At 34.0% G+C, this 25,510-nt stretch carries 26 protein-coding genes and 1 other RNA gene; 4 read left to right on the forward strand and 23 right to left on the reverse strand.

Annotated features, from left to right (window positions below):
• Positions 1-53: 53 nt before the first annotated feature.
• Positions 54-406: a transfer-messenger RNA gene (gene ssrA, locus BG262_RS07915) on the reverse strand.
• A 27-nt stretch (positions 407-433) separates the two neighbouring features.
• Positions 434-1,060, reverse strand: a complete 627-nt coding sequence (locus BG262_RS07920) for a YigZ family protein (protein ID WP_070788352.1) — start codon at positions 1,058-1,060, stop codon at positions 434-436.
• Between the two features lie 139 nt (positions 1,061-1,199).
• On the opposite strand from BG262_RS07920, the gene BG262_RS07925 reads away from it, so the two are divergent.
• A complete protein-coding gene (locus BG262_RS07925; RefSeq protein WP_070788353.1) occupies positions 1,200-1,640 on the forward strand; it encodes a hypothetical protein in 441 nt (146 codons plus the stop codon).
• Positions 1,641-1,774: 134 nt separating this feature from the next.
• Here BG262_RS07925 and BG262_RS07930 read toward each other — a convergent pair whose 3' ends face one another.
• The 5 genes from BG262_RS07930 to BG262_RS07950 form a co-directional block, all read right to left on the reverse strand.
• Positions 1,775-2,080, reverse strand: a complete 306-nt coding sequence (locus tag BG262_RS07930) for a DUF1827 family protein (RefSeq protein WP_070788354.1) — start codon at positions 2,078-2,080, stop codon at positions 1,775-1,777.
• Positions 2,081-2,146: 66 nt separating this feature from the next.
• A complete protein-coding gene (locus tag BG262_RS07935; RefSeq protein WP_070788355.1) occupies positions 2,147-2,632 on the reverse strand; it encodes a thiol peroxidase in 486 nt (161 codons plus the stop codon).
• A gap of 109 nt (positions 2,633-2,741) precedes the next feature.
• On the reverse strand, positions 2,742-3,563 hold the full coding sequence (locus tag BG262_RS07940; RefSeq protein ID WP_070788444.1) for an amino acid ABC transporter substrate-binding protein: 822 nt from the start codon (positions 3,561-3,563) through the stop codon (positions 2,742-2,744).
• Positions 3,559-4,194 (reverse strand): amino acid ABC transporter ATP-binding protein, encoded by a 636-nt coding sequence (locus tag BG262_RS07945; protein WP_070788356.1) that lies wholly within the window; start codon positions 4,192-4,194, stop codon positions 3,559-3,561. The genes BG262_RS07940 and BG262_RS07945 overlap by 5 nt, the downstream gene beginning before the upstream one ends.
• Before the next feature lie 20 nt (positions 4,195-4,214).
• Positions 4,215-4,856 carry an amino acid ABC transporter permease gene (locus tag BG262_RS07950; RefSeq protein ID WP_070788357.1) on the reverse strand — a complete coding sequence of 214 codons (642 nt, stop codon included), beginning with the start codon at positions 4,854-4,856 and terminating at the stop codon, positions 4,215-4,217.
• Positions 4,857-4,979: 123 nt separating this feature from the next.
• Here BG262_RS07950 and BG262_RS07955 point away from each other — a divergent pair, with 123 nt between their 5' ends.
• Positions 4,980-5,795 (forward strand): peptidylprolyl isomerase, encoded by an 816-nt coding sequence (locus BG262_RS07955; RefSeq protein ID WP_070788358.1) that lies wholly within the window; start codon positions 4,980-4,982, stop codon positions 5,793-5,795.
• 51 nt (positions 5,796-5,846) lie between these two features.
• Here BG262_RS07955 and mgtE read toward each other — a convergent pair whose 3' ends face one another.
• Genes mgtE through yjbM form a run of 4 tightly spaced genes read right to left on the reverse strand, consistent with a single transcriptional unit; the run spans position 5,847 to position 9,574 of the window.
• A complete protein-coding gene (gene mgtE / locus BG262_RS07960) occupies positions 5,847-7,211 on the reverse strand; it encodes a magnesium transporter (RefSeq protein ID WP_070788359.1) in 1,365 nt (454 codons plus the stop codon).
• Positions 7,204-8,085 (reverse strand): RluA family pseudouridine synthase, encoded by an 882-nt coding sequence (locus BG262_RS07965; protein WP_070788360.1) that lies wholly within the window; start codon positions 8,083-8,085, stop codon positions 7,204-7,206. Before BG262_RS07965 ends, mgtE begins: the two co-directional genes overlap by 8 nt.
• 21 nt (positions 8,086-8,106) lie before the next feature.
• Complete coding sequence (locus BG262_RS07970; protein ID WP_371827966.1) at positions 8,107-8,919, reverse strand: NAD kinase; 813 nt, start codon at positions 8,917-8,919, stop codon at positions 8,107-8,109.
• Entirely contained in the window at positions 8,906-9,574 is a 669-nt protein-coding gene (yjbM, locus tag BG262_RS07975) for a GTP diphosphokinase (RefSeq protein WP_070788362.1), read from the reverse strand. Before yjbM ends, BG262_RS07970 begins: the two co-directional genes overlap by 14 nt.
• Positions 9,575-9,693: 119 nt before the next feature.
• Here yjbM and BG262_RS07980 point away from each other — a divergent pair, with 119 nt between their 5' ends.
• Positions 9,694-10,290 carry a CYTH domain-containing protein gene (locus BG262_RS07980; RefSeq protein ID WP_070788363.1) on the forward strand — a complete coding sequence of 199 codons (597 nt, stop codon included), beginning with the start codon at positions 9,694-9,696 and terminating at the stop codon, positions 10,288-10,290.
• A gap of 42 nt (positions 10,291-10,332) precedes the next feature.
• On the opposite strand, the gene BG262_RS07985 is transcribed toward BG262_RS07980, so the two are convergent.
• From BG262_RS07985 to BG262_RS08020, 8 genes are all read right to left on the reverse strand, one after another.
• Positions 10,333-11,001 (reverse strand): amino acid ABC transporter permease, encoded by a 669-nt coding sequence (locus BG262_RS07985; RefSeq protein ID WP_070788364.1) that lies wholly within the window; start codon positions 10,999-11,001, stop codon positions 10,333-10,335.
• Positions 11,001-11,843 (reverse strand): transporter substrate-binding domain-containing protein, encoded by an 843-nt coding sequence (locus tag BG262_RS07990; RefSeq protein ID WP_070788365.1) that lies wholly within the window; start codon positions 11,841-11,843, stop codon positions 11,001-11,003. The genes BG262_RS07985 and BG262_RS07990 overlap by 1 nt, the downstream gene beginning before the upstream one ends.
• A gap of 146 nt (positions 11,844-11,989) precedes the next feature.
• Entirely contained in the window at positions 11,990-13,726 is a 1,737-nt protein-coding gene (gene ptsP / locus BG262_RS07995) for a phosphoenolpyruvate--protein phosphotransferase (protein WP_070788366.1), read from the reverse strand.
• The gene (locus BG262_RS08000) at positions 13,726-13,992 is read right to left on the reverse strand and encodes a phosphocarrier protein HPr (RefSeq protein ID WP_070788367.1); all 267 of its coding nucleotides are present in this window, start codon (positions 13,990-13,992) and stop codon (positions 13,726-13,728) included. Before BG262_RS08000 ends, ptsP begins: the two co-directional genes overlap by 1 nt.
• A gap of 155 nt (positions 13,993-14,147) precedes the next feature.
• Positions 14,148-15,185, reverse strand: coding sequence for a 3-deoxy-7-phosphoheptulonate synthase (locus BG262_RS08005; RefSeq protein WP_070788368.1), 1,038 nt, complete (start codon positions 15,183-15,185; stop codon positions 14,148-14,150).
• Between the two features lie 65 nt (positions 15,186-15,250).
• Positions 15,251-16,291 (reverse strand): 3-deoxy-7-phosphoheptulonate synthase, encoded by a 1,041-nt coding sequence (locus BG262_RS08010; RefSeq protein WP_070788369.1) that lies wholly within the window; start codon positions 16,289-16,291, stop codon positions 15,251-15,253.
• 76 nt (positions 16,292-16,367) lie between these two features.
• Complete coding sequence (gene secA, locus BG262_RS08015; protein ID WP_070788370.1) at positions 16,368-18,920, reverse strand: preprotein translocase subunit SecA; 2,553 nt, start codon at positions 18,918-18,920, stop codon at positions 16,368-16,370.
• A gap of 95 nt (positions 18,921-19,015) precedes the next feature.
• Positions 19,016-20,401, reverse strand: a complete 1,386-nt coding sequence (locus BG262_RS08020) for a Cof-type HAD-IIB family hydrolase (RefSeq protein WP_070788371.1) — start codon at positions 20,399-20,401, stop codon at positions 19,016-19,018.
• A gap of 106 nt (positions 20,402-20,507) precedes the next feature.
• Here BG262_RS08020 and BG262_RS08025 point away from each other — a divergent pair, with 106 nt between their 5' ends.
• Positions 20,508-21,473 carry an asparaginase gene (locus tag BG262_RS08025; protein WP_070788372.1) on the forward strand — a complete coding sequence of 322 codons (966 nt, stop codon included), beginning with the start codon at positions 20,508-20,510 and terminating at the stop codon, positions 21,471-21,473.
• Between the two features lie 57 nt (positions 21,474-21,530).
• Here the strand turns inward: BG262_RS08025 and BG262_RS08030 are convergent, their stop codons facing one another.
• The 4 genes from BG262_RS08030 to BG262_RS08045 are packed head-to-tail and all read right to left on the reverse strand — an operon-like array spanning position 21,531 to position 25,454.
• Positions 21,531-22,532, reverse strand: a complete 1,002-nt coding sequence (locus tag BG262_RS08030; RefSeq protein ID WP_070788373.1) for a phosphodiester glycosidase family protein — start codon at positions 22,530-22,532, stop codon at positions 21,531-21,533.
• A 15-nt stretch (positions 22,533-22,547) separates the two neighbouring features.
• The gene (locus BG262_RS08035) at positions 22,548-24,068 is read right to left on the reverse strand and encodes a carbohydrate-binding domain-containing protein (RefSeq protein WP_070788374.1); all 1,521 of its coding nucleotides are present in this window, start codon (positions 24,066-24,068) and stop codon (positions 22,548-22,550) included.
• On the reverse strand, positions 24,068-24,703 hold the full coding sequence (locus BG262_RS08040; RefSeq protein WP_070788375.1) for a DUF4956 domain-containing protein: 636 nt from the start codon (positions 24,701-24,703) through the stop codon (positions 24,068-24,070). The genes BG262_RS08035 and BG262_RS08040 overlap by 1 nt, the downstream gene beginning before the upstream one ends.
• Positions 24,696-25,454, reverse strand: a complete 759-nt coding sequence (locus tag BG262_RS08045) for a polyphosphate polymerase domain-containing protein (RefSeq protein ID WP_070788376.1) — start codon at positions 25,452-25,454, stop codon at positions 24,696-24,698. The genes BG262_RS08040 and BG262_RS08045 overlap by 8 nt, the downstream gene beginning before the upstream one ends.
• Between the last annotated feature and the right edge of the window lie 56 nt (positions 25,455-25,510).

A 25,510-nucleotide genomic window follows, 5' to 3' on the forward strand; every position in this document is an offset into this window, starting at 1 on the left:
TAAAAAACACCAAAATCCTTATATGAAAGGTTCTGATGTTTACTAAAACGTATATATGGAGCCGGTGGGAGTCGAACCCACGTCCAAATATCTTGCTACACAAAGGTCTACAACCATAGGCTGTGCATTAATTTAACCATTTAACACAGACACAGCTCAACTGAGTCAACGGCTAGTCTATAAATCTCTTTTGTTAAAGCTAGACAATTTAACAACGTATCCCACTAATTTGAGAACTGGAAATCACCATGGGCGAGCAAAATCTAGTTCACGAGAGCTGGGGTTTAGGCAGCTACTGCGTAATTATTACTGTTTTTAGCAGTTATATTTTGTTTAGCAGATTAAGGTTTGCAAATCCTAGTTGCACTTCATGCTCAATAATACCTGTCGAATCCGTAACGACCCCTTATTAAGCAGTAGCACTATTATAACATCAAATATCTACTTCGACAAATCTTTTCTCTCCTAAGCTTGTTGAAACCTTTCCGTTAAAGCTTTCGGTAATTTTGGATAAAATATCATCAACTTCATCTAGATCAACAAAAATTGATCCAGTAATTTCAGTTGTAAACTGAGTATCAATTAATTTCAAATTTTGTGTATCAAGAAAACGATTAAGGTTATCAAAAAGAGAATAATCAATATCAACCTTAACTTCTTGCTGTTCAACAATCTTTACTAAAGGTGCCACATCTAGAGCATGTGCAACACTCCCTGCATATGCACGAATCAACCCTCCAGCACCTAATTTAATTCCTCCAAAATAACGGGTAACAACCGCAACCACATTAATAATTTCTCGCTTTTTTAGAACTTCAAGCATCGGAATACCTGCTGTCCCTGATGGTTCGCCGTCATCACTAGAACGCTGAATCTCTTGATTTTCTCCAAGAGTAAAAGCAGAACAGTTGTGATTTGCTTTGTAATGTTCTTTTTTTATTTTATTGATAAATTCACGTGCCTCATCTTCAGTTCCAACTCTTTTTAAATGACAGATAAAACGTGATTTTTTTATTTCTTCTTCATAGACAAAATAGTCATCCTTAATTGTAGTATTCATTTATTACCTCAAAATTTTTCAACTGTAGTGTATTCTAATATTAATTGTAGCATAAATGAAATTATAAAAAATTTATTTATTAACATAACTTTTATTTCATTTATATGATATAATCATAAAAAAATAAAAAGTATAAAATATGAATCAATCAAAAAAGTTAGATAAATTTTTTAATATAATAGAAAAAATATTCAATTTAACAATTTTAATACTAGGTATTTTATTTGTAGGATTTTCCATAATTGGACTAATTAACCTTGGAAAAGATGCTACAATTCTATTTTTATCATTAATTTTTTTAGGGCTTACTCTAATTTTCCAAAGTTTAAGCAAACTATTAAAAGATTTTAATAAAGGCAATACCAAGCTGAAAAATCAAATGGATAATCTTTATCTTGCATCCTCACTTTTTACAGGATTATCTTTTGTCGTTTTAGCATTATATTTTTACAAAGTTAATTCTGACTCTGAGGGATTATATAGGATTTTACCAATTGGTATTATATTTTCTATCATGACAATTTTTAATATTGGAATGAAGATATACGGAAAATATAATTCGCAAAAAACAAAACATTAAACTTTTCACCTATTATTTATACAAAATAAACACTGACCGAGTTAAACTAAGTCAGTGTTTTCTATTCATTAATTATTTATTTTTTCAAACCCCTTCAAAAAGAAAGGGGATATCAACCTACCAGTGAGGTTGAATTATTCACCAGGAATAGGAATTGATATTTCGATAAGATTTGGTGTTTCAATTAAGTTGATATTATCTCGATCAATTGTTTTTTGATCAATTCTTTTATCAACAAAAAATGATTTAATTTGTTTTCTTTCATCGGGACGAATGGCACGGTGTTTGTTAGAAACAACGATTTCATGATGGCTTGGAGCCTTTGTATAAATAACGTCCGTATTACCAGCAGAATAAACTTCTACAAGTTCCGCATCTGTATTTCGCAACTGCTCTCTGACCAGACCACGATGATTGTTGGTAACATTAATTATCTTCATATGGTTCCTCCAGTCTTTCATGTTTATTATATCACTAGTTCTAAAATAATAAAAAAGATAAATGTACTATTTGGTTATTATTTTATCAATAGCATCGAACAGAAGGGAATAATTAGGTTCATCAGTCATCTCGTCCACAACCTCAACATAAACAATTTCCCCATCATTGATTAAATATACACTTCTCGCCAATTTTCCAGTTTGCATTAGAAGACCATACTCTTGACCAAAAGTGTTTGTTTCATCAGATAAAATTTCCATATCAACACCTTCGGCGGCACACCAATTCCTTTGTTCATCAGAAGTATTATTGGAAATTGATAGAAATTCAATTTCTGGGTTCTTTGCAGCCTCTTCATTAAAATGACGTGTTTGAAGGGCACAAACTCGCGTATTTATATCTGGGAAGATACTTAAAACAATTGGTTTATCTAGTTCAGATAGGGTGATTGTATTTCCTTTTTGATCTTCTAAACTAAAGTTTGGAGCTTTTCCTTCCATAATTGGTTCTATTCTTGCTACTTCTTCCCCGTTACGTGTTATTACTTTCATATCATTCTCCTTTTACTAAATATTCTAACTATATTTATATTATATAAGAAAAATAATCATTTTACCCATATGTTGTTTATAAAAAAAGAAGGCATGTTAGCCTCTTTAATTATTTCGGGTATACATCCTTGCCAAACCATTTATCTGAAATCTTTTGAAAATCACCTGATTCGTGTAATTCTTTAACAGCCTTATTAATATTTTCTACTAAAGTTTTATCATCCTTACGTGCTCCAACGGCAAAGTTTTCTGGTGTGTATTCAGTTTCAATAATGTTATAATCTTTTATTTCGTTATTTTTATTCAAATAATATTCGGCATATACATCATCAATCAATAAACCGTCAATACGTCCACTTTTTAGGTCTAGGAGTGCTTCATTAAAACCTTCATATAAAGTTGCATCATTGTTTTTTACGATATCTTGAAGAACTTCTGGAGCCCCAGTAAAGGCATCGTAACCACTTGATCCATCCTGTGCTCCAAGAACTTTATTCTTCATATCTTTGACACTTGTAATATTTGATGATTTCTTAGTAACTAATACCTGCTTATTAGCCATGTAAGGTTTTGTGAAAAGAACTTGTTTTTCCCTTTGAGGTGTAATTGAGTATCCATTCCAGATTAAATCTATACTTCCATTTTTCAATTCAGTTTCCTTCATTGACCAATCAATTGGTTGCATCATAACATTGATATCGTATTTTTTAAATACAGCATTAGCAAGATCAATGTCAAATCCAACGTTATTACCTGATTCATCTTTGAATCCCATTGGTACAAATGTATTATCAAAACCAATAACTACTTCTTTTTTATCTTCAATCTTCTTCCATCCATCAGCTTTTTCTTCTTCTTTTTTACCACAAGAAACTAAAAATAAAGTTGTTAAGAGTAAACTAAAAATCGTTAAAAACTTTTTCATACTAATCCTCCTTTGAATTAACTGCAAGTATTGTATCAGCAATGGTTTCAGCAAACTGCATATCATGGGTTACAACTATTTGTGTCATTCCAGCTACCTTATTAGCTAGAATTAATTCAGCAACTTGATCTCGAAGTCCAGGATCAAGTGCACTTGTTGGTTCATCATAGCCAATAATCTTAGGATCAATCATCATGGCACGTGCTAGCGCTACCCTTTGTTTTTGACCACCAGATAAGGCATAGGGATATAAATCTTTTTGTTCCAATATACCTAAGTCAAATAGAAGACTTTCCGCCTTAGCTACAGCATCAACCTTACTCATATTCATTGTCTGAATCGGACTTAAAGTTAGATTATCAATAATTGTCATATTAGGGAAAAGTTGAAAATCTTGAAAAACAAATCCTAAGATATTCCCCCTTACATAGCCATCATGAGAAATCTTTTCCCCATTATAAATAACTTCTCCGCTATCAATTGATTCAAGCCCTACAAGCATTCTAAGTAGTGTTGTTTTACCACCACCACTTGGCCCTACAATTGCTAAAAGTTCTTTGTCTTCAACTAATAAATTGAAATTTTCAAAGATAACTTTATCGCCAAATTTTTTAGAAATATTTTTTAATTCTAGCATTTCATCTTCTCCAATCTCAATTATTTATAAAAATCAAATTTCTTTTCGATTCTCTTAGATAGTAGTGTCAATAGTCCAATTAAAACCAAATAAATTAATGATACAACTATCATCGGAACCAGGGTTACATCTCGACTCATTGCAATTTTACCTGCTCGAAGTAAATCTCCCAAACCAACAACGTATACCAATGATGAATCTTTTACTAAATTAATAATTTCATTAAAAATACTTGGTAAAACGATTTTTACGACTTGGGGTAATACGACGAAACGCGCTGTCTGCCATTTGTTTAGCTGTAACACTTCCGCTGCCTCAATCTGTCCTTTAGGAATTGCCTGAAGGCCTCCACGGAAAATTTCAGCAAAGTATGCTGCATAGTTAAGCACAAAAGCTAAGATGGCAGCTGGCATTCGATTGAGTGTTATCCCTACCATTGGTAATGCATAAAATATAATGATTAATTGCACTAATAATGGAGTTCCACGCATGAGCCAAACGTATATATTAGTTAATAAACGTACTGGAAAAAACTTAACTCTTAATAAAAATGCAACTATCATTCCTAACGGTATTGATAAAATCAATGTTATTGCAAAAACCTGTAAGGTTGTATTCAAGCCTGATAATAGTTGAGGTAGTATCTCTGATATATACTGCATAGTCACCTCCTTAAAAATATAGTGTTATAATTATACAAACATTTAGATATTATTGCAAGGTATACCAATTCTTATTTTCTAACAATTCTTTATTTTATATACTTATTTTGCTATAATATCCCCATGGAAAATAATAAGAAAAATAATAATTTAGGCATCATAATTGGTGCCATTGTCGCTCTAATTGCTATATTTGGTCTTGTTTACTTTGCAAACAAAGGGGAGAAAAAAGAAAACACAAAAAGTGCAGAATCAACAAGTACTCAAACTACTACTAGCAAGGAAGACTTAGAAAAAGTTGATTTACCTCAATTATCTGATAAGGTTTCTGAAGATGAAGCAGAGGTTAAGATGGTTACCGAAGAAGGTGATATCACAATCAAATTGTTCCCTAAATATGCACCACTTGCAGTTGAGAACTTTTTGACACACTCTAAAAAAGGATATTATAATGGAGTTGAATTTTTCAGAGTTGTTAAAGATTTTATGATTCAAGGTGGAGATCCTAAGAACAATGGTACAGGTGGGGAGTCAATTTGGAATGGTAAAGATGCAAGTATTGACCCAGGGACTGGATTCCGTAACGAAGTATCTAATCATCTTTTCCACTTAAGAGGTGCCCTATCAATGGCTAATGCCGGAGCTGATACAAATGGAAGTCAATTCTTTATTGTACAAAATCCTAAGGATATGAGTGATGGGTTGCTATACGATGAATTTCCTACAAAGATTATAGACGCATATAAAAATGGTGGTGTTCCTAGTCTGGACAAAAACTATTCTGTCTTCGGACAAGTAGTTTCAGGAATGGATGTGGTTGATAAAATTGCTAATGGAGAAACTACAGCAAATAGTTCTGGCAATGAAAAATCAAAACCAGTTAACCCAGTAAAAATTAAATCAATTGAAGTCATTAAAGATTACGATTTTAAAAAATAGAGAAAAACCAGTAGCCAACTATAGCGGCTCACTGGTTTTTTATTCGAAATTCTAATTAAAATAATGTATAAATAATGATGCAATGTTGAAATATATAAAAACACTTGTCAAATCACTCATAGTAGAAATAAAGGGACCACTAGCAACTGCTGGATCAAATCCTAATTTTTCCATAAGTATAGGAATAAGACTCCCTGCAAGGTTTGCGACTGTAATAGCGCAAAACATTGCAGTTCCAACCGCTATTCCTAGAATCATATTATGCTTCCAAATACTAACCACTATAAAAATAGTGATACCAGTAACAAGCCCTGTAATCAATCCAGTTATTAGTTCTGATAAAATCATAGTCATTAAACTATTTTTTTTATCCTCATCACGAATTGCTAGACGTCGTACTGCAACCGCTAAAGATTGAGTTCCTGCATTTCCTGCCGTACCTGTAATTAATGAGATAAAAACAGCAAGAATGCTAGCTTTTGACACCAAACTATCAAAATGATTAATAAGGCTCGCAGTTCCCATTCCTAAAAATAGAAGGGCAATTAGCCATGGTAACCGTTTTGAAGCTGCTTGCCATGGGTTTTGGCTTACATCTTCCGTATCAACCCCCGCAAGTCCCGAATAGTCGCTAGCTGCTTCTTCATCGATTACGTCAATGATATCATCGACTGTTACAATACCTATAAGCTTATTGTCCGTATCAACGACCGGTATTGCAAGTAGATCATAGTCACGGAAATATTGAGCAATCTTTTCTTGATCCTCATTTACATCAAGTTTAATGATATGATCATTGTAAATATCGCTGATTAAAGTGTCATCATGACTTGTAATAAGTGCACGTAAGCTGATTACACCTAATAGCCGATTCTGTGAATCAATTACATATACATAGTAAATCGTTTCAGCTTCTTCAGCTTGTGCCTTCAAAACAGTCATTGCTGAGCGTACTGTTTGATTGGCAACAATAGAAACGAATTCTGTGGTCATTATCGCCCCAGCAGTTTCATCATCATAGTGAAGTATTCGTTTGACCTCAGTTGACTCCTCAGCATCCATACTATCAAGAATTTCTTTCATAGTTTCTGGCTCTAAGTTAGCAAGTAGGTCTGCTGCATTATCCGAATAGATTGAGTCAAAAATTTCACCCAAATATTCCTTGCTCATTTCATCGACAAAAGGATTGATATCAATATCATCTGAATCGAAAAGGTCAAAGATATCGGCAATTTCCTTAGGACTCATAAGACTATAAAATTCTAGTCGTTCTTCAGGTTCTAAAGAAAGGAAAAATCTACTTTGATCGTACAAATGATGATTTAGAAAGGACTCACGGAATTCATTTATATTATTATTTTTTAGAAGTTCTTTAAGTTGAACAAAATTTTTCTCAAAATTTATTTCTTCATTCATTAATTAAATTCCTCATATCTTCTGGAAGATTTGCTTCTAATTTTATTTTTTCGTTCGTGAAAGGATGAATAAATTCCAATGAGTGGCAGTGCAAGGCCTGTCTTTGAATTTTATTTATACTTCCACCATATAGGTCATCTCCCAACAAAGGAGCTCCTAGGTGTGAAAAATGAACCCTAATTTGATGGGTTCTACCCGTATGAAGTTTGATATCTAAAAGCGAAGTACCATCTTTCTTCTCAAGTAATTTATAGCTTGTGTGTGCTTGTTTCCCACTTTCAGCAACACAACGTTTAATAATACTTCCTTCTTCTCTATCGATGGGAAGGATTATCTCCCCTTCTTTTTCGAGCATGTCCGAAGATTCAACAAGAGCATAGTATTTCTTTTCAATTGTTCTATCTTGCAACATTTTATCCATATGTGAGTGTGCAAAACCATGTTTTGCAAACATCATAAGGCCTGATGTATCTCTGTCCAAACGCGTTACAATATGAACTTTTTTGTTCTCATAATTTTGTCTAATCAGATAATCTTGAACAAAATTTGAGATAGTACTATTTGGATGAACTGAACTTGTCACACTCGCAAATCCTGCCGGCTTGTTAATTACTAAAAAGTGCTCATCTTCAAAGATTATATCAAGTGGATATTTTTGCGCCAGCAGTTTTTCAGAAGGACTTTCAGAAGGGATTGTTATTTCAACAGTATCTCCACTTTTAACTAAACGCGTTACAATTTCTTCTTGCCCATTAACAAGGATTAACCCTCCTGCAAACTTTATTTTAGCTAGAAGTCGTTTTGAAATCCCTTTTTGAGCCAAAAATGTTTTTATTTTAATGTTATCTTGCTCAACTTCATAGGTAAATTTCATTTTTCTTCCTTCATCTAAAATTTAATTCACATCACCAATAAAGGACTCCTGTACTCGTTTCCAGAAAGAACTGTGACGTTCTCCAAGAAAATGAACAACTGTTCCATCTAGCGAATACTCTAGTCCTGCTAAATTGGTAAATTTATATTCTAATCTATCAACAGTAAGACTGTAGTCAAGAGCTTTATCTAAATTTAAAATAATATTTTCATCTTCAGTTACTACAATTGGGGCTCCTAAAGTTCGATAAACACGGTTATTCAAAGAGGCAATCTCTGCCATCTGCATAACTTTTAGACCTGGGTGCAATACTGCACCGCCAATAGATTTATTATATGCTGTACTTCCGGTCGGAGTTGAAATTGAAAGCCCATCACCTCTAAATCTTTCAAAGAGAAAATTTGAAATAAAGACATCCGCGACAAGTGTCCTACTTAAACGTCGCACTGTCGCCTCATTAAGGGCATATTTCTCAAAGATTTGACCATCAGCCATGATGGCCTTCATCTTTAAAACAGGATAGGCTATAGAATTTTTGGGATCCTCATTTACTATCGCCTCAACAAGTTCTTCAACCTCGCTACATAAATAGTCCGTGTAGAAGCCAAGATGCCCCGTATGAACACCAACAAAGCGTGTTGTATCCAATCGTCTACCATATGTGTGAACCGCTTCTAAGAGCGTCCCATCGCCTCCAATAGAGATCACGATATCCGGAGCTTTAGAATCAACCTCAATTCGTTTGACCTTTAATTTTTTACGAATTTTCTTTTCAACATCTACAGATTCAGCTGATCCACTTGAGACAAAAGCAACCCTTTTACCATCTGTAATATTCATCGTTGTCATCGCTATTTCCTACTCCATCATTCAATTTGTTAGCCGGAGGATTGAAAAGTAATTGAGCTTCTTGAATTTCTTCACGGATTTGGCTCATTTCTTCATCCAGATCATAGGCAATTTTAGCAGTTTTAGCAATTCGTTCTTTCAATTCTTCTGGAAACTCACCCTGATACTTGTAATTGAGTGAGTGCTCAATAGTAGCCCAAAAGTTCATTGCTAATGTTCTAATTTGAATTTCAGCTAATATAAGCTTACGTCCATCAATAGTTTCAACAGGATATTCGATAACTACATGATAACTCCTATAGCCACTAGCTTTTTGATTTTTAATATAGTCTCTTTCTTGGATTATCTTAAAATCTTTTCGATCTCGCAATAACTCCAGAACTTCTTCGACGTCCTCAACAAATTGAACCATTATTCTAATTCCAGCAATATCTTGCATTTCTTGTTCAAGATTCTCTTTTTTTACGCCTCTTAGTCTTGCTTTGTTCTTTATGCTCTCAATTGGCTTGACTCTTCCAGTAACAAATTCGATTGGAGAATGTCTATTTTTCTTCTGAAATTGTTTTCTCATTCCACGAAATTTCACCTTAAGCTCACCAACTGCTTGTACGTATGGATCTAAAAATTCTTCCCAATTCATATCTTTAAAAGGACAAGGTTAACTTTTAAAATAGATTGTTTTTTTAAAAGACTTGCCACATCTCCTTTTTCACGTTATAATCAATAATAATTTTACCACAATTTAGAACGGATTACATTATGACTACCAATTTAGAAATAGAATATAAAACCTTACTCAGTCTAGATGAATACGACAGACTAAAAAAATATTTTAGCCATGTCACTCCAATCAGACAAACTAATCAATATATGGATAGTCCCGATTTAATAATGCGAAGTAATAGATTAGCACTACGTATACGTACTTTTGATAACGATGCTGAAATGACACTAAAAGTCCCTCAAGCAATTGGAAATATTGAACATAATGCTGCTTTAACTTTAGAAGAAGCACACGGGATGCTTGAGTCAAAAAAAATTAATGATAATCTACCTCAAATTTCTGATATTCTTTCAATCTTAAAAGAACGTGGAATTGACTACAGAAAAATTACAGTTCTTGGAAGTCTAACTACTATCAGACAAGAGATGGAAACTGACATTGGACTAATGGCACTAGATAAAAATACTTACTTCGATGCCTGTGATTACGAACTTGAACTTGAAGTTCAAGATTCAGTAAAAGGAAAAAAGGATTTTAAAAAATTCTTAATTGATAAAAATGTTGAATTTAGATATGCCAAAAGTAAGGTGGTTCGTTTCCTAAAAATGTTAGATAATAAAACAAAAAATTAAAATAATGCCTACTCTAAATAATTTTAGAGTAGGCATTTTAATTTATTCTAAGACGTTTATATATCTATTTAAAGATTTTTCAAGTTTTTTTTGTAAATAGCCAATTCCAATACACAAAAGCCAGTAAATTATTGCGACCATTATATACATGGTCATATAATCAAAAGTTCTACCACCAACTATTTTAGCTTTTTGGAAAATATCAGGTATTGTAATCATGGCAGCAAGTGACGTCCCCTTAACCAAATCCATTGCCACATTCCCTAATGCAGGAATAGATATCCTAAAAGCTTGGGGAATAATAATATATCTTAAGCTTTGAATGAAAGTAAAACCTTGAGAATATGACGCATCCCATTGTTCAAATGGAACTCCAAGAATTGCCCCTCTATATATTTCGCAAATAAATGCACTGCTACTCAATGTAAAGCATATTATACTCGCAACTAAAGCACTTAGCTGGATTGGTAGTCCAAAGTATAACAAGAATAGTAAAACTAATGCAGGTACACCTCTTAAAAATGAAACATAAAATCTCACAAAATATTGTAAAATTTTCGATTTTGTCATCCCCAAAACAGTTAAAACTAGTCCTAAGATATTGCCAAGAAAAAAGCTTGCTACTGAAAGTCCGATAGTATACTTTAAGCCTGAAAGAACAAAAGGTATAGAGTCAAACATTAGTTTGAAATCGATTTTAGGGATATACATTATTTACTGTCTACTGTTTCGATTTTTTTATCTGATTTCACCGATACATCTTCACCAAAATATGTATTAGATATCTTAGCTAAAGTTCCATCCTTCTTCATATCTTTTAAAGTTGAATCAACTTTTTCTCTTAATTTGTCACTTTCTTTTTTAAATAGAAAACCTGATTCACTTGGATCGAAGTATATACCATCTAAAATTTTCACTGGAATACTTGGTAGGGCTCCTACCGACATTTTTTGTAGATAATAGTCATTAATGATAACATCTGTTCTTCCGTTTGCCACATCAGTTAAGTATTGGTCATTTGTCGCATTATCATAAGTAACAGGAATGGCTCCCATCTTTTCAGCGAATTTCATATAGCTAGTATTAGGTTCACCAGCAGCTTTCTTACCTTTTAAATCATCTAAAGAATGGATACCTGAATCATCACTTTTTCTAACAATTAAACTTGTAAAAGAATACTTTATTGGAGTTGATAATGAAAACTTTTTCTTTCTATCTTCAGCAGTTAGACCGAAATCATTTGCTGCAAAATCTGTTTCTCCTTTATCTAGAGAAGCAATTTGACCATCAACATTGTATTCTTTAAATTCAATTTTTAGATTTAAACGCTTCGCAACTTCTTTGGCAATATCAACATCATACCCAACTAGTTCATTTTTATCATTATAATATGATGAGGGAAATAATGTACCAGATGTGGCAACAGTTAAAACTTTCTTATCCTCTACTTTAGATAAGCTACTATCTCCGCTATCTTTTGTTTTAGCTCCACAAGCAACTAAAAATACCGTTGCAAAAGCAACAACAAACAATTTATATATATTTTTCTTCATAATATTTTTCCTATCCTTAATTTTTTTGTAGTGTAAGCAATTACATTACAAAGCGATATTATAGCAAAAACATTGAATTATTGCTGACATTTTGTTTCACAAATTCACAAAAAAACTACTCCCGTAAGAGTAGTTTTTACGCATTATTATTGAATTTCTGGAACATATTTATTTACTAAATCAACAACTTCTTCCATTGTAGAAGTTTCTGTAAGAGCTTTGTTAGCAAGTTCTTCCATTTGTTTAGTATCAAGTTTCTTCATAAGGCTACGTGTCTTAAGAACAGATGTAGCACTCATTGAGAATTCATCTAATCCCATACCAACTAATAGTGGTACTGCAATTTGATCTCCAGCCATTTCTCCACACATTCCAGCCCATTTACCTTCAGCATGTGCTGCTTTGATTACGTTATTAATTAAACGTAAGATTGATGGGTTATATGGTTGGTAAAGATATGAAACTTGTTCGTTCATACGGTCAGCAGCCATTGTGTATTGAATAAGATCATTTGTACCAATTGAGAAGAAGTCAACTTCTTTAGCGAATTGGTCTGCAAGCATTGCTGCTGCAGGAATTTCAATCATAATACCAACTTGAATATCGTCAGCAACTGAAACACCTTCGTTTAAAAGATTAGCTTTTTCTTCATCAAATACTTTTTTCGCTGCGCGGAACTCAGTAAGAAGAGCAACCATTGGGAACATGATACGTAATTTACCATGAACTGATGCACGTAATAGAGCACGGATTTGTGTACGGAACATTCCATCACCTTTTTCAGATAATGAAATACGCAGGGCACGATATCCCAAGAATGGATTCATTTCTTTTGGAAGGTCAAAGTAAGGAAGTTCCTTATCTCCACCGATATCCATAGTACGAACTACTACTGGTTTACCATTCATTCCTTCTAAAACTGCTTTATAAGCTTCATATTGCTCATCTTCAGTTGGGAAGTCTTGAGAATCCATATATAAGAATTCTGTACGATAAAGACCAATTGCTTCTGCACCATTATCATTTGCTCCAACAACATCTTTCGGAGTACCGATATTTGCTGCAAGTTCAAAATGTTTTCCATCAGCAGTTTCAGTCTTAGCGTCTTTTAATTGTTCCCATTCAGCTTTAAGAGCTTTATAGGCTTCTCCTGCTTTATGAAATTCTAATTGAGTTTCTTCAGAAGGAGCAATTACTACTTCACCAGTAATTCCATTTACCGCAAGCAATTGACCATCTTTTACTAATTCAGTAATATTATTTGTTCCAAGTACTGCTGGAATTTCAAGCGTTCTAGCCATAATAGCTGAATGGCTTGTACGTCCACCAATATTTGTAATAAATGCTTTTACAAATTTACGATCTAATTGAGCTGTATCTGAAGGAGTTAGGTCATGAGCAATCACAACAACTTCTTCATTAATCATTGCTGGACTAGGAAGTTTAACTCCTAGAAGATTTGCAAGAACACGTTTAGCTACATCGCGAATATCAGCCGCTCTTTCTTGCATATAAGGATTATCATCCATATTTTCAAAAAGAGTAATAAACATATCTGTAACTTCTTTAAGAGCATGCTCAGCATTAGTTTTTTTAGCACGAATAGTTTCTTTAATTTGACCAATCATTTCTGGGTCTGAAAGAACCATTAAGTGAGCATCAAAAACTGATGCAGCTTCTTCTCCAAGGCTTGACACTGCTTTGTCACGGATAGCTTGAAGCTCGCCTTGACTTGCAGCTAATGCTGCGTCTAGACGAGCTTCTTCGTTGTCAGTATTTTCGACAGTAACTGTCTCAAATGACAAATCCGGTTGAACTAGCAGATATGCCTTAGCTACCGCAACACCATCACTGGCTGCAATACCTTTAAGCACTTCTGACATTATTCAGCTAGACCTTCTTTCTCCATTGTTTCAGTGATAGCAGCGATTGCGTCGTCTGCATCAGCACCTTCAGCAGTGATAGTAACGTCAGCACCTTGACCAACACCTAGGCTCATTACGCCCATGATTGATTTAAGGTTAACTGCTTTACCTTTGTAGTCTAAGTTGATATCGCTAGTGAATTTGCTAGCTGTTTGAACTAGTAAAGTTGCTGGACGAGCGTGAATTCCTGTTTCTGCTACAATGTGAAAATCTTTAGATGCCATTTTGCATTCTCCTTTGAATTGTTTATATTGATTTCTGAAAAAATTCATGATTTTTTCATTTAGGGTAACCCCTTACAAAGAAAATTCTATCATAAACTGATATAATTTGCAATCGTTTCCTGTCATATAATTGGTAAGAAAAAAAGGAGAATAATCTATTCTCCTTTGCTCTCATTTTCAAAGATTTCCATTACTAAAGCCTCTGTTTTATCCCATCCGAGACATGGATCTGTAACAGATTTTCCATAAACTTCTGGATGATCTTGACGACCATCTTCAATATAACTTTCAATCATAAATCCACGAACTGATTTTCTTATTTTTTCATTCCAATCACGGTTGATTAAAGTTTGACGAACTATTCTAATTTGCTCCATAAATTGCTTACCACTATTATCGTGATTTGTATCAATTACAATAAACGGATTCTTCAAATTCATTTTATCATACATATCAATAGTATGTAGAAGATTGTCGTAGTAGTAATTGGGAACATAACGACCATCTTCTTTTAGCCCACCACGTAAAATAACATGAGCTAATGGATTCCCTGAAGTTTTAACCTCTGTTCCTGAAAATAGAAACTCTTGAGGATGTTGAGCAGCATAGATACCATTGAACATTACTTTTAGATTACCACTAGTTGGATTTTTCAAACCAGTTGGTGCGTCTATTCCACTCGCTACAAATCGATGTTGTTGATTTTCAACACTTCGAGCACCGATTGCATGGTAGCTTACTAAATCATCAATCAATGATAGATTTTCAGGATATAACATCTCATCAGCAGTTGTTAGACCAGTTTGAGTAATAACTTTATAATGTAAATCACGAACCGCCTTAATGCCATTTATTAGATTAGGGAGAGCATTAATATTTGGTTGATGAATTAATCCCTTATACCCATCACCATTTGTTCTAGGTTTAGCCGTATAAACTCGCATTACCATAAAGATTTTATCTTTAACTTTTTCTTGTAATTTGGCTAAGCGGTGAGCATAATCTAGTACTGCTTCTTCATTATCACTTGAACAAGGACCAATTATTAAGAGTAATCTATCATCTTCACCTTTAATTATTGCTTCTAGTTCTTTATCTCTCTGTAGCTTCTTTTCTAACTCTAGCCCTTTTAATTTACCAAGATTTTTCACTTCTTTCATATCTATCTTTGGGCTTGTAACTTCAAACGTCATAATATATATAAATTCCTCATTCTAAAAATTATTAAAGTAGTACAAATAATGTACTACTTTTTTCATTATTTTACCAGACTATTTTCATGTTCAAAAATTTCTAGTACTAAATCTTCTGTTTTTTCCCATCCAAGACATGGGTCAGTAATTGATTTACCATATGTATCGGGATGATCTTGACGCCCGTCTTCAATATATGATTCGATCATAAAACCTCTAACGTATTTGTTTATTTTCTCATTCCATTCACGATTAATCAAAGTTTGTCTAACAATTCTAATTTGTTCCATATGCCTTTTACCACTATTATCATGGTTAGTGTCTATCATAATAAATGGATTTTCTAAGTTAGATGATTCATACATTTCAATTGCATGTAATAAATTATCATAATAATAATTAGGAACATATCTTCCTTCTTCTTTTAATCCACCACGTAATATTGCATGTGCTAATGGATTACCAGAAGTTTTCACTTCCGAACTTGAATATAAAAATTCTTGAGAATGTTGAGCTGCATAGATACCGTTAAACATCACTTTTAGATTACCACTTGTCGGATTTTTCATCCCAGTTGGCATATCTATTCCACTCGCTACAAAACGGTGCTGTTGATTTTCAACACTACGAGCTCCTATAGCGATATAACTGACTAAATCATCTACCAATGGTAAGTTTTCTGGATAGAGCATTTCATCAGCAGTAGTCAAGCCTGTCTCTGTAATTACTCGGTAGTGGAGATCACGTACTGCTTTAATACCATTAATCAAATTTGGTAGTCCTTCAACATCAGGCTGATGTATTAATCCTTTATACCCATCACCATTTGTTCTTGGTTTAGCAGTATAGACTCGCATTACAATAAATATTTTTTCCTTAACTTTTTCCTGCAAGGCTGATAATCTATTTGCATAATCTAGTACTGCTTCTTCATTATCGCTAGAACAAGGTCCAATAACAAGTAATATACGGTTATCTTCACCTTTAATAATAGCTTCTAGCTCTTTATCTCTCTGATTTTTTATTTCTAAGGCATCACCTGTTAGCTTGCCCAGATCCTTAACTTTTTCCACATCAATTTTTGGACTAATAATTTCAAATGTCATAATATTCTAAACCCTTTACTTATATATAAAGTAGTGCAATTACTTACACTACTTTAGCTTCTTATTCAGTTATAAATTATAAATTTTTTCCATGGCAGTTTTTGAATTTCTTACCACTCCCACAAGGACAAGGGTCATTTCTCTTAACTTGTGAAAAGTCAATTCCTTCTGCTTTCAACTCATCCGCATCACTAGCAACTTTATCATCTACAAGCATGTTTTCTTGTGATGCTGTCATAACGACATTTGGAGATACTGGACGAGGTGCTTCTTGATGAATCTGTGCTTTCATCATTAGACGAGTTACATCAAATTCGATTGAACCAATCATATCATTAAACATTGTAAAACTCTCTGATTGGTATTCAACCAATGGGTTGTTTTGTGCATATCCACGTAAGCCAACTGATTGTCTCATTTGATCTAAGGCATCAATATGATCAGCCCACTTGCTATCAACTACACGCAAGATTACTGCTTTTTGGAATCTTAATCTTTGTTCATCATCGGCAAGTTTAGACATTTGATTTTCATAATGTTCACGAACTTTTGTATAAAGATAATCTGTTACTTGTTCAGGAGTCTTGCCTTCTAAATCTGAACGAGTTATAGAATCTTCTGGAAGAAGTGAAGCTTTTGCGAACTCATAAAGATCATTGATTGACTCTTCAGATAGGGTACTTCCACCTTGTGTTTGCGTTGCAACTTCTCTTTCAATTGTGCGTTTAAACATTCCAAGAAGAACTGGTGTCAAATCTTCTGTCGCAGTCATTACTTGTTTACGTTGTTTATAAATAATCTCACGTTGCTCGCGCATTACGTCATCATATTGAAGTACTTGTTTTCGTGAATCATAGTTATTACCTTCAACACGTTTTTGGCTTGATTCAACTTGACGAGTGATTAGACGTGATTCAATGATAGCATCTTCATCAGCTAAGTTCATACTTTCAAGGAATGCACTTACTCGCTCACTACCAAAACGCTTCATTAGTTCATCTTCTAGAGACAGATAGAATCTTGATTCACCTGGATCCCCTTGACGACCTGAACGACCACGTAACTGATTATCAATACGACGAGATTCATGACGTTCAGTACCAATTACAGCAAGGCCTCCACGTTCAACAACACCTGCACCAAGTTTGATATCTGTACCACGACCAGCCATATTAGTCGCAATTGTAACTGCTCCCATTTGACCTGCATTCATGATAATTTCAGCTTCTTTAAAGTGGTTTTTTGCATTAAGAACTTCGTGAGGAATACCAGCCTGAGTTAGACGGTTTGAAATAATTTCACTCGTTTCAACACCAACAGTACCAATAAGAATTGGTTGACCTTTTTCGTGACGTTCTTTAACATCCTCTACAACAGCATTGTATTTAGACTGAAGAGTTGGATATAAAAGATCATTATGGTCAATACGTTTGATAGGCTTATTTGTAGGAATTGGGATAATCTGCATATTATAGATTTCTCTAAATTCATCAGCTTCAGTTTTTGCAGTACCAGTCATCCCCGCCAATTTTTTATACATACGGAAGAAGTTTTGATATGTAATTGAAGCCATTGTTTTAGATTCATCCTGAACAGGCACACCTTCTTTAGCTTCAATAGCTTGGTGAAGTCCATCTGAATAACGACGTCCTTCCATAGCACGCCCAGTAAATTGGTCAACTATAAGAACTTCTTGGTTTTCATCAACCATATAATCCAAATCAAGCATCATAATGTAATTTGCTCTCAATGCATTATCAATAAAATGAGTAAGTGCAGCATTTTCAAGATCATATAGATTATCTAAGGCGAAATATGACTCAGCCTTATCAATTCCACTCTCAGTAAGAGAAATAGTTTTTGATTGTAAATCGATAATATAGTCTTCATCAGCTAATGATTTTACGAACATATCAGCTCTTGCATAAAGAGCGCTAGATCCTTCAGATTGTCCTGAGATAATTAAAGGAGTTCTGGCTTCATCAATAAGAATTGAATCGACCTCGTCAACAAGGGCAAAATTCAAGTCACGCTGAACTAATTCTTCTGTCTGCGTAACCATATTATCACGAAGATAATCGAATCCTAATTCAGAGTTTGTTGAATAAGTAATATCACAGTTATATGCTTCTCTTTTTTCTTCAGGTGATTTTGCATTTAAGTTGATACCAACTGAAAGTCCTAACCAGTTATATAATTCACCCATTTCAGTTGCATCACGAGTTGATAGATATTCATTTACTGTTACTACATGAACACCTTCGCCACTAATGGCATTAAGATATACAGGCATCGTTGCAGTAAGTGTTTTACCTTCCCCTGTTCTCATTTCAGGAACGTCACCATTATGAAGAACAATTCCCCCCATAATTTGAACATGATACGGATATAGACCCAAAACTCGTTTTGCACCTTCGCGAACAACGGCAAAGGCTTCTGGTAAAAGTTCATCTAAAGTTTCACCATTTTGATATCTTTGTTTAAATTCAGGTGTTTTCGCCTTTAATTCTTCATCAGTTAAAGCAGCCATTGCATCAGCATATTTTTCAACTTCGTTAGCTTGTTTATCTAATTTCTTTATTTCGCGCTTATCGTTTTCAATAAGTTTTCTTACAATGTTATTTGCCATTTTTTCTCCTAGTGTATAATACTCGTGCCATTATATCATTTTCATAGTGGTTTTTCAATCTATCAAAAAGACTAGAATTAAATTTCTAGCCTAATCTAGTTGCCTTTTTTTGTTGCAACTTTTTTCTGTCTTTCGAGCTCAAATTTTATTCTATCCTCGGGAGCATACTCTTTCTCCCAATTATCAGGTTTTAAAACCTTATGAGTAATTTCATCAAAATGAGGTTGTCCATCTGGAAATATTTTACCCATGTTAGCACGATGAACAGCATCAAATATTTCAGCAGGATCCACTCCCATCAAAACAAAACTTCCATAAGTAAGATATAGCATATCAGTTAAAGCATCAACTTCATTTGTCAAAACATCATCTATATCTTTATCTTTAGAAATGATTTTTTGTTTAGCCTTATCAATATCTGCTTTCATCTTTTCAATTAGATTACTGAATTTCTCTTCATCACCCTTTGCTGCTGCATAAAGAAACTCAACTAGCTCCTCCACCTTAAAGTCAACCCGATTACTTGCATCTGATGCTGAGAATATCTTTGGAATTTCTTGAGTTTTTCCATCCATTAATGTATGGAAGTCTTTAACCTTATTGAACTCCTCATCACGACTGCGGAAGGTTTCCTGGTCATAAAAATTAATAAGTCCATAATGAGCAATAGCTTTTGCTATACCATCTTGGTTGTTTGTGTCCGTGATATAATTTGCTACTTGCTTAACCTGATATGTGCCGTTCCCCATTGCTACACCTATACCAACGCCATTAATCATTTCTACATCATTATTACTGTCCCCAAATGCCATAACATTTTCAAGGCCAAAGCCATACTTCTCACCAACTTTTGCAATACCTTTAAGTTTTGAGTTTCCTTTTGCTATTATGTCAACCGAATACGGATTACTTCTTGTAATAGACACATTTTTAAAGCTTGCTTCAAGTTCTGGAGTTTCATCTTCTGTCGCTACCATTACCACTTGATAAATGGGTTGACGGATGATTTTTTCCAGATCCATACGTTGAGGTCTAACTTTTCTTACAAAATTTTTAAAAGTATCTTTTAAACTATTAGAAATTTTCCCTGGTAATATGTGATTAACAAATTGTGCCGTTCTTGTTTCACCAAATTTAATCAGACTACTACCTGACATTCCATCTGCACCACCGAAAGAAACATCTCTATGATTTTTTCTTGAATAGGCAAGAATTTCTCTTAGGCTCTTTTTATCAATTGGCCTTGTACTAATAATTTCTGATGGTGAGAAAATATATTGACCGTTATATGTAACTGCAAAATCAAGCTGAAGATTTTCCATTATTGGAATTACAAATGCAGGTCCTCGACCAGTAGCAACACCAACAAGTATACCTCTTTCTTTAAGTTCAGCAATTGCTCTTTTAGTGCTTGGCAAAATATTTCTAGTACTAGTAAATAACGTACCATCTAAATCAAAAAATACTGCTTTTGTATCCATATCCTCACCTCATAGTAACAATTTGTCTGCTTGAATTAGTCTAGTAATTATTATACAATTTTTATAAAAATATTTCACTTCAAAGACTAACAACAAAGGAAATAAAATGAAAAATATTCTTGTATTACATACTGGTGGTACTATTTCAATGCTTGAAGACGAGAGCGGAAACGTAAAACCTGATCAAATAAACCCTATGAATAATATCCAAGTCGATTTAGATAATGTAAATCTTATAGTTGAAGATTTCTTTAATTTACCAAGTCCTCAAGTAACACTAGAAGATATGCTAAAACTCAAAAAAAGAATTAATAAGGCATTTGCTAATGAGAATATTGATGGGGTTGTAATTACCCATGGAACAGATACTCTTGAAGAAACTGCCTACTTCCTTGATTCAACAATCGAAAGAGGTAAACCAATAGTTGTCACTGGTGCCATGCGATCAAGTAATGAAATTGCAAGTGATGGAACTTATAACTTCCTAACTTCCATCCGTGTCGCCGCAGATGATAATTCAGCAAATCGAGGAGTTTTAGTGGTTATGAATGACGAAATTCACTCTGCACGTTTCGTTACTAAAACCCATACGACTAACGTTTCAACTTTCCAAACACCAACTCACGGTCCTCTAGGGCTTTTAACAAAAAATCATATTCTATATTTCCAAAATGAACATGAAGATAAGCATATTGATATTGATAGCGTTAAAGGAAATGTTCCGATTATAAAAGCTTATGCTGGTATGACAGGTGAACTTATTGATTTACTTGATTTGGATAGACTTGATGGCTTAGTAATTGAAGCACTCGGAGCTGGAAATCTTCCACCACTTGCTGCTAGGAGCCTTGATAGAATTTTAAAAAACAAAATCCCAGTTATTCTTGTGTCTCGTTGCTTTAATGGTATTGCTGAACCGGTATATAGCTATGAAGGAGGAGGCGTTCAACTTCATAGTGATGGCGTATTATTTAGTCGCGAAGTTAATTCTCAAAAGGCACGTATTAAACTTTTAATCGCACTAAATGCAGGCTTAAAAGACTTTGATTTTGTAAGTTATATGGAAAATTAGAACAGCATAAAGCTATCAGATTTATAAATTCTGATAGCTTTTTTCATGATCTTTATCTTACTTACTTACTACAAAAGCATTAGGCAATTCTCTTTCCTTACTGTTACTCAAATTATTTACAAGTTCACCATCATAGTACATCTCGCTTGATCCACCACCATCAAGATTAGTAGCATTGACTGCGCCAAGATTTTCCATGATTTCTTGTAAATCATAAAGCGTAGCCCCAACACTTGATGACGAACGCCCTTCAATAACAACAAAGAAGAAAGTCCCATCAGCAGCTTGTCCAATAGCCGTTCGAGGTTGGTATCCACCTGTAGATTTTTCAGTTACTTGTTTTTCTCCATTAACCAAAAGATATGGCCCAAATGATATAGCATCATCAATTTCAGCATCAATAGCCTCTTGATAAGTATAGTCACCCAAGACAAGTTTTCCTTCCGAAGTCATTCCTATCATTTGATAAGAAGTTTCCTTATCTCCATATAGAAGCTTACCATCAATAATTGTTAAAGAATCTAATGGCTGGTCACCAGTTGATTCACTAGCACGGTCAAAGTCAAAGCCCGCAGCATTTAAAGCGACCTTGTAAGAATTATTTGCAACCGTATCTGAAAGTTTAGTCCCACCACCAGATGACGTTAAAGTATTTACTAGCTTGACCGTTGATGGATCCTTAATTGTAACAACATAACCCTTATAAGTAGAGCCACTAATTTCTTTGATAGAAGTATTATTTTCATCAGTAGATGAAGTGCTTATTTTTGGTGAAGCAGTGCTTAAAGAGACTGACTCACTATTTGACTTGCTCGTATTTTCAACCTTATATTTAGCCAAAATAGTATTTATTTCATTTTCACTAAGGAAGCTCCTTGCAAGCCATTTATGATTTGAAGTATTCATGGCTGTTTGAACCCATAAATCACGCTGATTTGCAAAAACATCTGTTTTAAAAAATATCCCTAGAGCACTACTAGTTATAAAAATCAATGTTGCCAAAACTATTGTCAGCTTTTTCCACAAGGGTTTTACTTTTTTGTTTGTTTTTCTTACCATAAAGTTCACCTTTCATTATCTACGACCACCAGGTCCTCCACCTTGACCCATACCTCCCATTTGGTTATTTGCTTGTCCACTAGTTGTGATGGTATCAGTTAGCTTATATTCTTTACTATTAATTTTCACACTGCTTCCATTTTTCATGTTGGGAGTTGAAACAAAGAGGAAACTGTATGAATTTGATGGTGTGTAAGTCAATGTATCTTTGCCATCCTCAATAGTAACCTTTCCACTTGCTTCTTCGTATACTGCAAGACCAGCCTGACTTCCTTTAGTTGTTTGCGCCATACTTGATGAACCCAATGCTAAAAGAGTACCTCCTGATTGATTGAACTCACCATTGAAATCAAGAGGAGCATCACCATCACCATTTTGTTCAACAATTAAAGTACCTGCTGACATATTTACATTACCATTACTATCAATTCCATCTCCGCTTGCTTTAACGGTCGTACTTCCACCAGTAATGTTAATAATAAGATTTTCATCCGCCTCATCACCACTGCCTGGCATACCACCTCCATTCATATTAGGCCCTCCTTGTCCTCCTTCATCTGGTGGAGTTTGTCCATCTGGTTTTTGCATATCTTGACTTTTATCAGTCTTATCATTCGTTTTACTATTAGTTGATTTTGTATCATCAGTATTGGAATCTGAAGATGACGATGAAGCATTTATTCCATCATCAGAAGCAACAATAGTATTTTTACCACCTTTAATATTAATAACTTCTGCCTCAAAACCTTCATATGATTTAGTGATATTTGTTGTACCACCTTCTACATTAAGTGTTTTAGCAGCTTTGAGTCCTTTTTTCTCAGCTGAAATATTAATTTCACCATCTTTAATTGTAATTATTCCCTTACCATCTTTTGTGCTAGTCGCTTGTATTCCATCACTTCCTGACTTAATATCGATTTTCCCACCATTAACAATTACTTGGTCAGTTGCCTTAATAGCATCAGTAGTACTCTCAATTGAATATGTACCACTTTCAATTGTTACTATATCTTTTGAGCGAATGGCTGTTTTATAGTTTGATTTCACAGATAACGTACCTTCACCTGTCAAAACTAAATCATTTTTAGCGTATAAAGTCGCATTTGGTGCATCATCGGTTGTTGGATAATTGCTTGAATCGGAAAGTGAATTTTCCCCAACAAGCGAGATAGTTGTTTTAGATGCACTTTCCGAGTATATTGCAGGACCTGAGCTAGAAGAAATCTTAGCATTTTTCAAAATAATTGTTACTTCAGACTTATCGGCTTTGATATGAATTTGACCTTTATATTCTCCCGTTAAGATATATGTACCTGCCTTAGTAATTTCAACAGTTTTACCAGTTTCTTTTGATAAATCAATAGTCGTTGCATTACTTTCATCTACTTTACTATTTGTAGACACATTTTGAACAGTTGCTGTCTGATTAGAATCTGTCTTCGTGCTTGTTGCTGAAGAATTGTTGGAACAAGCTGCTAATAGCAAGCTCGAACTTAGTAAAAACACAATTTTCTTTAATTTATTTGCTGACATTATAATACCTCACTATTCTGTGCTAATCTGCCTAAGGAAACAGGTAAATTCCCATTTCGAACTCTAATTTCATCAATGAGCTTTTTCTCATCTTCAATATTTTTTAATTTGATGTTGTAGCGAAGCTCATACAAACTTCCCATATTCGTAGTCTTTACAGACTCATTGTCAAATTGATAGGTAAACTTATTTAGTATTTCATCAAATATACCTGGAAAATCCAAATCCTCAGCAATAGTTATTTTAAGTGTACGTTCAGCAACTTTATTTTGCTCACCGAACCTAAGGGTATTTAAGGTAATAATTAAAAGTGCTGTGATTGCTGAAAATATAGCTGCCTCCATATAGGCACCAGTACCAGTAGCAAGTCCTATAGCCATCGACCAGAAAACACTTGTTATCTCACGCGCACCACCTGCAACTGACCTAAATCGAATAAGGGAGAAGGCTCCCATGACGGCTACTCCAGTACCAAGATTGCCATTGACAAGCATTATTACCAGTTGAACAAGAACCGGTAGGGCAACTAAGGTGATAATAAAATTTTTACTATAAACATTGCGGTAAGTATGTACCAAAGCTACCAATAAACCAAGGGTAATAGATACCCCGACTCCAATTAACGTGTTAAGCATAAGCTTTCTCTCCTATTTCTTTTATTTTTCTATCAAGTTCCTTAAAATTTTCGCGTGGAACTATAAAATCCTTATAAACCCGTGCATATTTAGAATAACTAGCCTTAAAAGCTCCAATATCGCTCAGTGCTTTTGAAAACCAAAGTGGGTAACTAGCCAAACTCTTGACCTCCATAAGTACATCTACATCTGGGCTTACACCTTTCATTCCATCTTCTTGAAAATCTAACTCATCTAAAGAATAGCGAATATTAAAATCAAAAGTTACACGAAAATTTTCGTCCTCAGGTGTATAGAGAGCCTTCCTGTCATAGGCAATCAAAACCTTCGGTTCTAAAACCTGCCTGCTGAAAAGATAAGTTATTTCACGATTCACTTGACTATTTTTGCTTTGGAAGGGATTTTCTAGTGCTGTATAAGTATCAATTAAATTCAAAGCTGAATATGGTTGTTCAACACGCCGCTTGTATACTATGCCGTTTACTTTTTTCTTGATTTCCAAATACACATTTGAATCAGCAGTGGGTAACCCATATGACCGTATGCGAAATTTTTCTTTGTAATCAGGTTTTTCAATTGATTTTCTTATCATGTCAAAATTATCAGTATCATAGTAAAGAGAGTATATAGTATGAAGTCCATATTGATCCTCAAAAAGTTTATCTTTTAAAAGCACCCTTAACTTTTCATACTGCTCAAAAGTTAAAGTATATTTAACCTCTTGCCTTTGAAAAACATTCTTTAATTTCATAAGTCTTGCTCCTTCTTGTTATTTTATTTGTATTAATAATAATTCACAAAACTTTA

Origin of the sequence: Floricoccus penangensis (assembly GCF_001832885.1) — a bacterium.
GTDB lineage: Bacteria > Bacillota > Bacilli > Lactobacillales > Streptococcaceae > Floricoccus > Floricoccus penangensis.

Coding starts and splice junctions, on each gene's coding strand:
- BG262_RS07920 (WP_070788352.1), bottom strand. CDS start 1,060: ATGAATACTACAATTAAGGATGACTATTTTGTCTATGAAGAAGAAATA.
- BG262_RS07925 (WP_070788353.1), top strand. CDS start 1,200: ATGAATCAATCAAAAAAGTTAGATAAATTTTTTAATATAATAGAAAAA.
- BG262_RS07930 (WP_070788354.1), bottom strand. CDS start 2,080: ATGAAGATAATTAATGTTACCAACAATCATCGTGGTCTGGTCAGAGAG.
- BG262_RS07935 (WP_070788355.1), bottom strand. CDS start 2,632: ATGAAAGTAATAACACGTAACGGGGAAGAAGTAGCAAGAATAGAACCA.
- BG262_RS07945 (WP_070788356.1), bottom strand. CDS start 4,194: ATGCTAGAATTAAAAAATATTTCTAAAAAATTTGGCGATAAAGTTATC.
- BG262_RS07950 (WP_070788357.1), bottom strand. CDS start 4,856: ATGCAGTATATATCAGAGATACTACCTCAACTATTATCAGGCTTGAAT.
- BG262_RS07955 (WP_070788358.1), top strand. CDS start 4,980: ATGGAAAATAATAAGAAAAATAATAATTTAGGCATCATAATTGGTGCC.
- mgtE (WP_070788359.1), bottom strand. CDS start 7,211: ATGAATGAAGAAATAAATTTTGAGAAAAATTTTGTTCAACTTAAAGAA.
- BG262_RS07965 (WP_070788360.1), bottom strand. CDS start 8,085: ATGAAATTTACCTATGAAGTTGAGCAAGATAACATTAAAATAAAAACA.
- yjbM (WP_070788362.1), bottom strand. CDS start 9,574: ATGAATTGGGAAGAATTTTTAGATCCATACGTACAAGCAGTTGGTGAG.
- BG262_RS07980 (WP_070788363.1), top strand. CDS start 9,694: ATGACTACCAATTTAGAAATAGAATATAAAACCTTACTCAGTCTAGAT.
- BG262_RS07985 (WP_070788364.1), bottom strand. CDS start 11,001: ATGTATATCCCTAAAATCGATTTCAAACTAATGTTTGACTCTATACCT.
- BG262_RS07990 (WP_070788365.1), bottom strand. CDS start 11,843: ATGAAGAAAAATATATATAAATTGTTTGTTGTTGCTTTTGCAACGGTA.
- ptsP (WP_070788366.1), bottom strand. CDS start 13,726: ATGTCAGAAGTGCTTAAAGGTATTGCAGCCAGTGATGGTGTTGCGGTA.
- BG262_RS08000 (WP_070788367.1), bottom strand. CDS start 13,992: ATGGCATCTAAAGATTTTCACATTGTAGCAGAAACAGGAATTCACGCT.
- BG262_RS08005 (WP_070788368.1), bottom strand. CDS start 15,185: ATGACGTTTGAAGTTACAAGCCCAAAGATAGATATGAAAGAAGTGAAA.
- BG262_RS08010 (WP_070788369.1), bottom strand. CDS start 16,291: ATGACATTTGAAATTATTAGTCCAAAAATTGATGTGGAAAAAGTTAAG.
- secA (WP_070788370.1), bottom strand. CDS start 18,920: ATGGCAAATAACATTGTAAGAAAACTTATTGAAAACGATAAGCGCGAA.
- BG262_RS08020 (WP_070788371.1), bottom strand. CDS start 20,401: ATGGATACAAAAGCAGTATTTTTTGATTTAGATGGTACGTTATTTACT.
- BG262_RS08025 (WP_070788372.1), top strand. CDS start 20,508: ATGAAAAATATTCTTGTATTACATACTGGTGGTACTATTTCAATGCTT.
- BG262_RS08030 (WP_070788373.1), bottom strand. CDS start 22,532: ATGGTAAGAAAAACAAACAAAAAAGTAAAACCCTTGTGGAAAAAGCTG.
- BG262_RS08035 (WP_070788374.1), bottom strand. CDS start 24,068: ATGTCAGCAAATAAATTAAAGAAAATTGTGTTTTTACTAAGTTCGAGC.
- BG262_RS08040 (WP_070788375.1), bottom strand. CDS start 24,703: ATGCTTAACACGTTAATTGGAGTCGGGGTATCTATTACCCTTGGTTTA.
- BG262_RS08045 (WP_070788376.1), bottom strand. CDS start 25,454: ATGAAATTAAAGAATGTTTTTCAAAGGCAAGAGGTTAAATATACTTTA.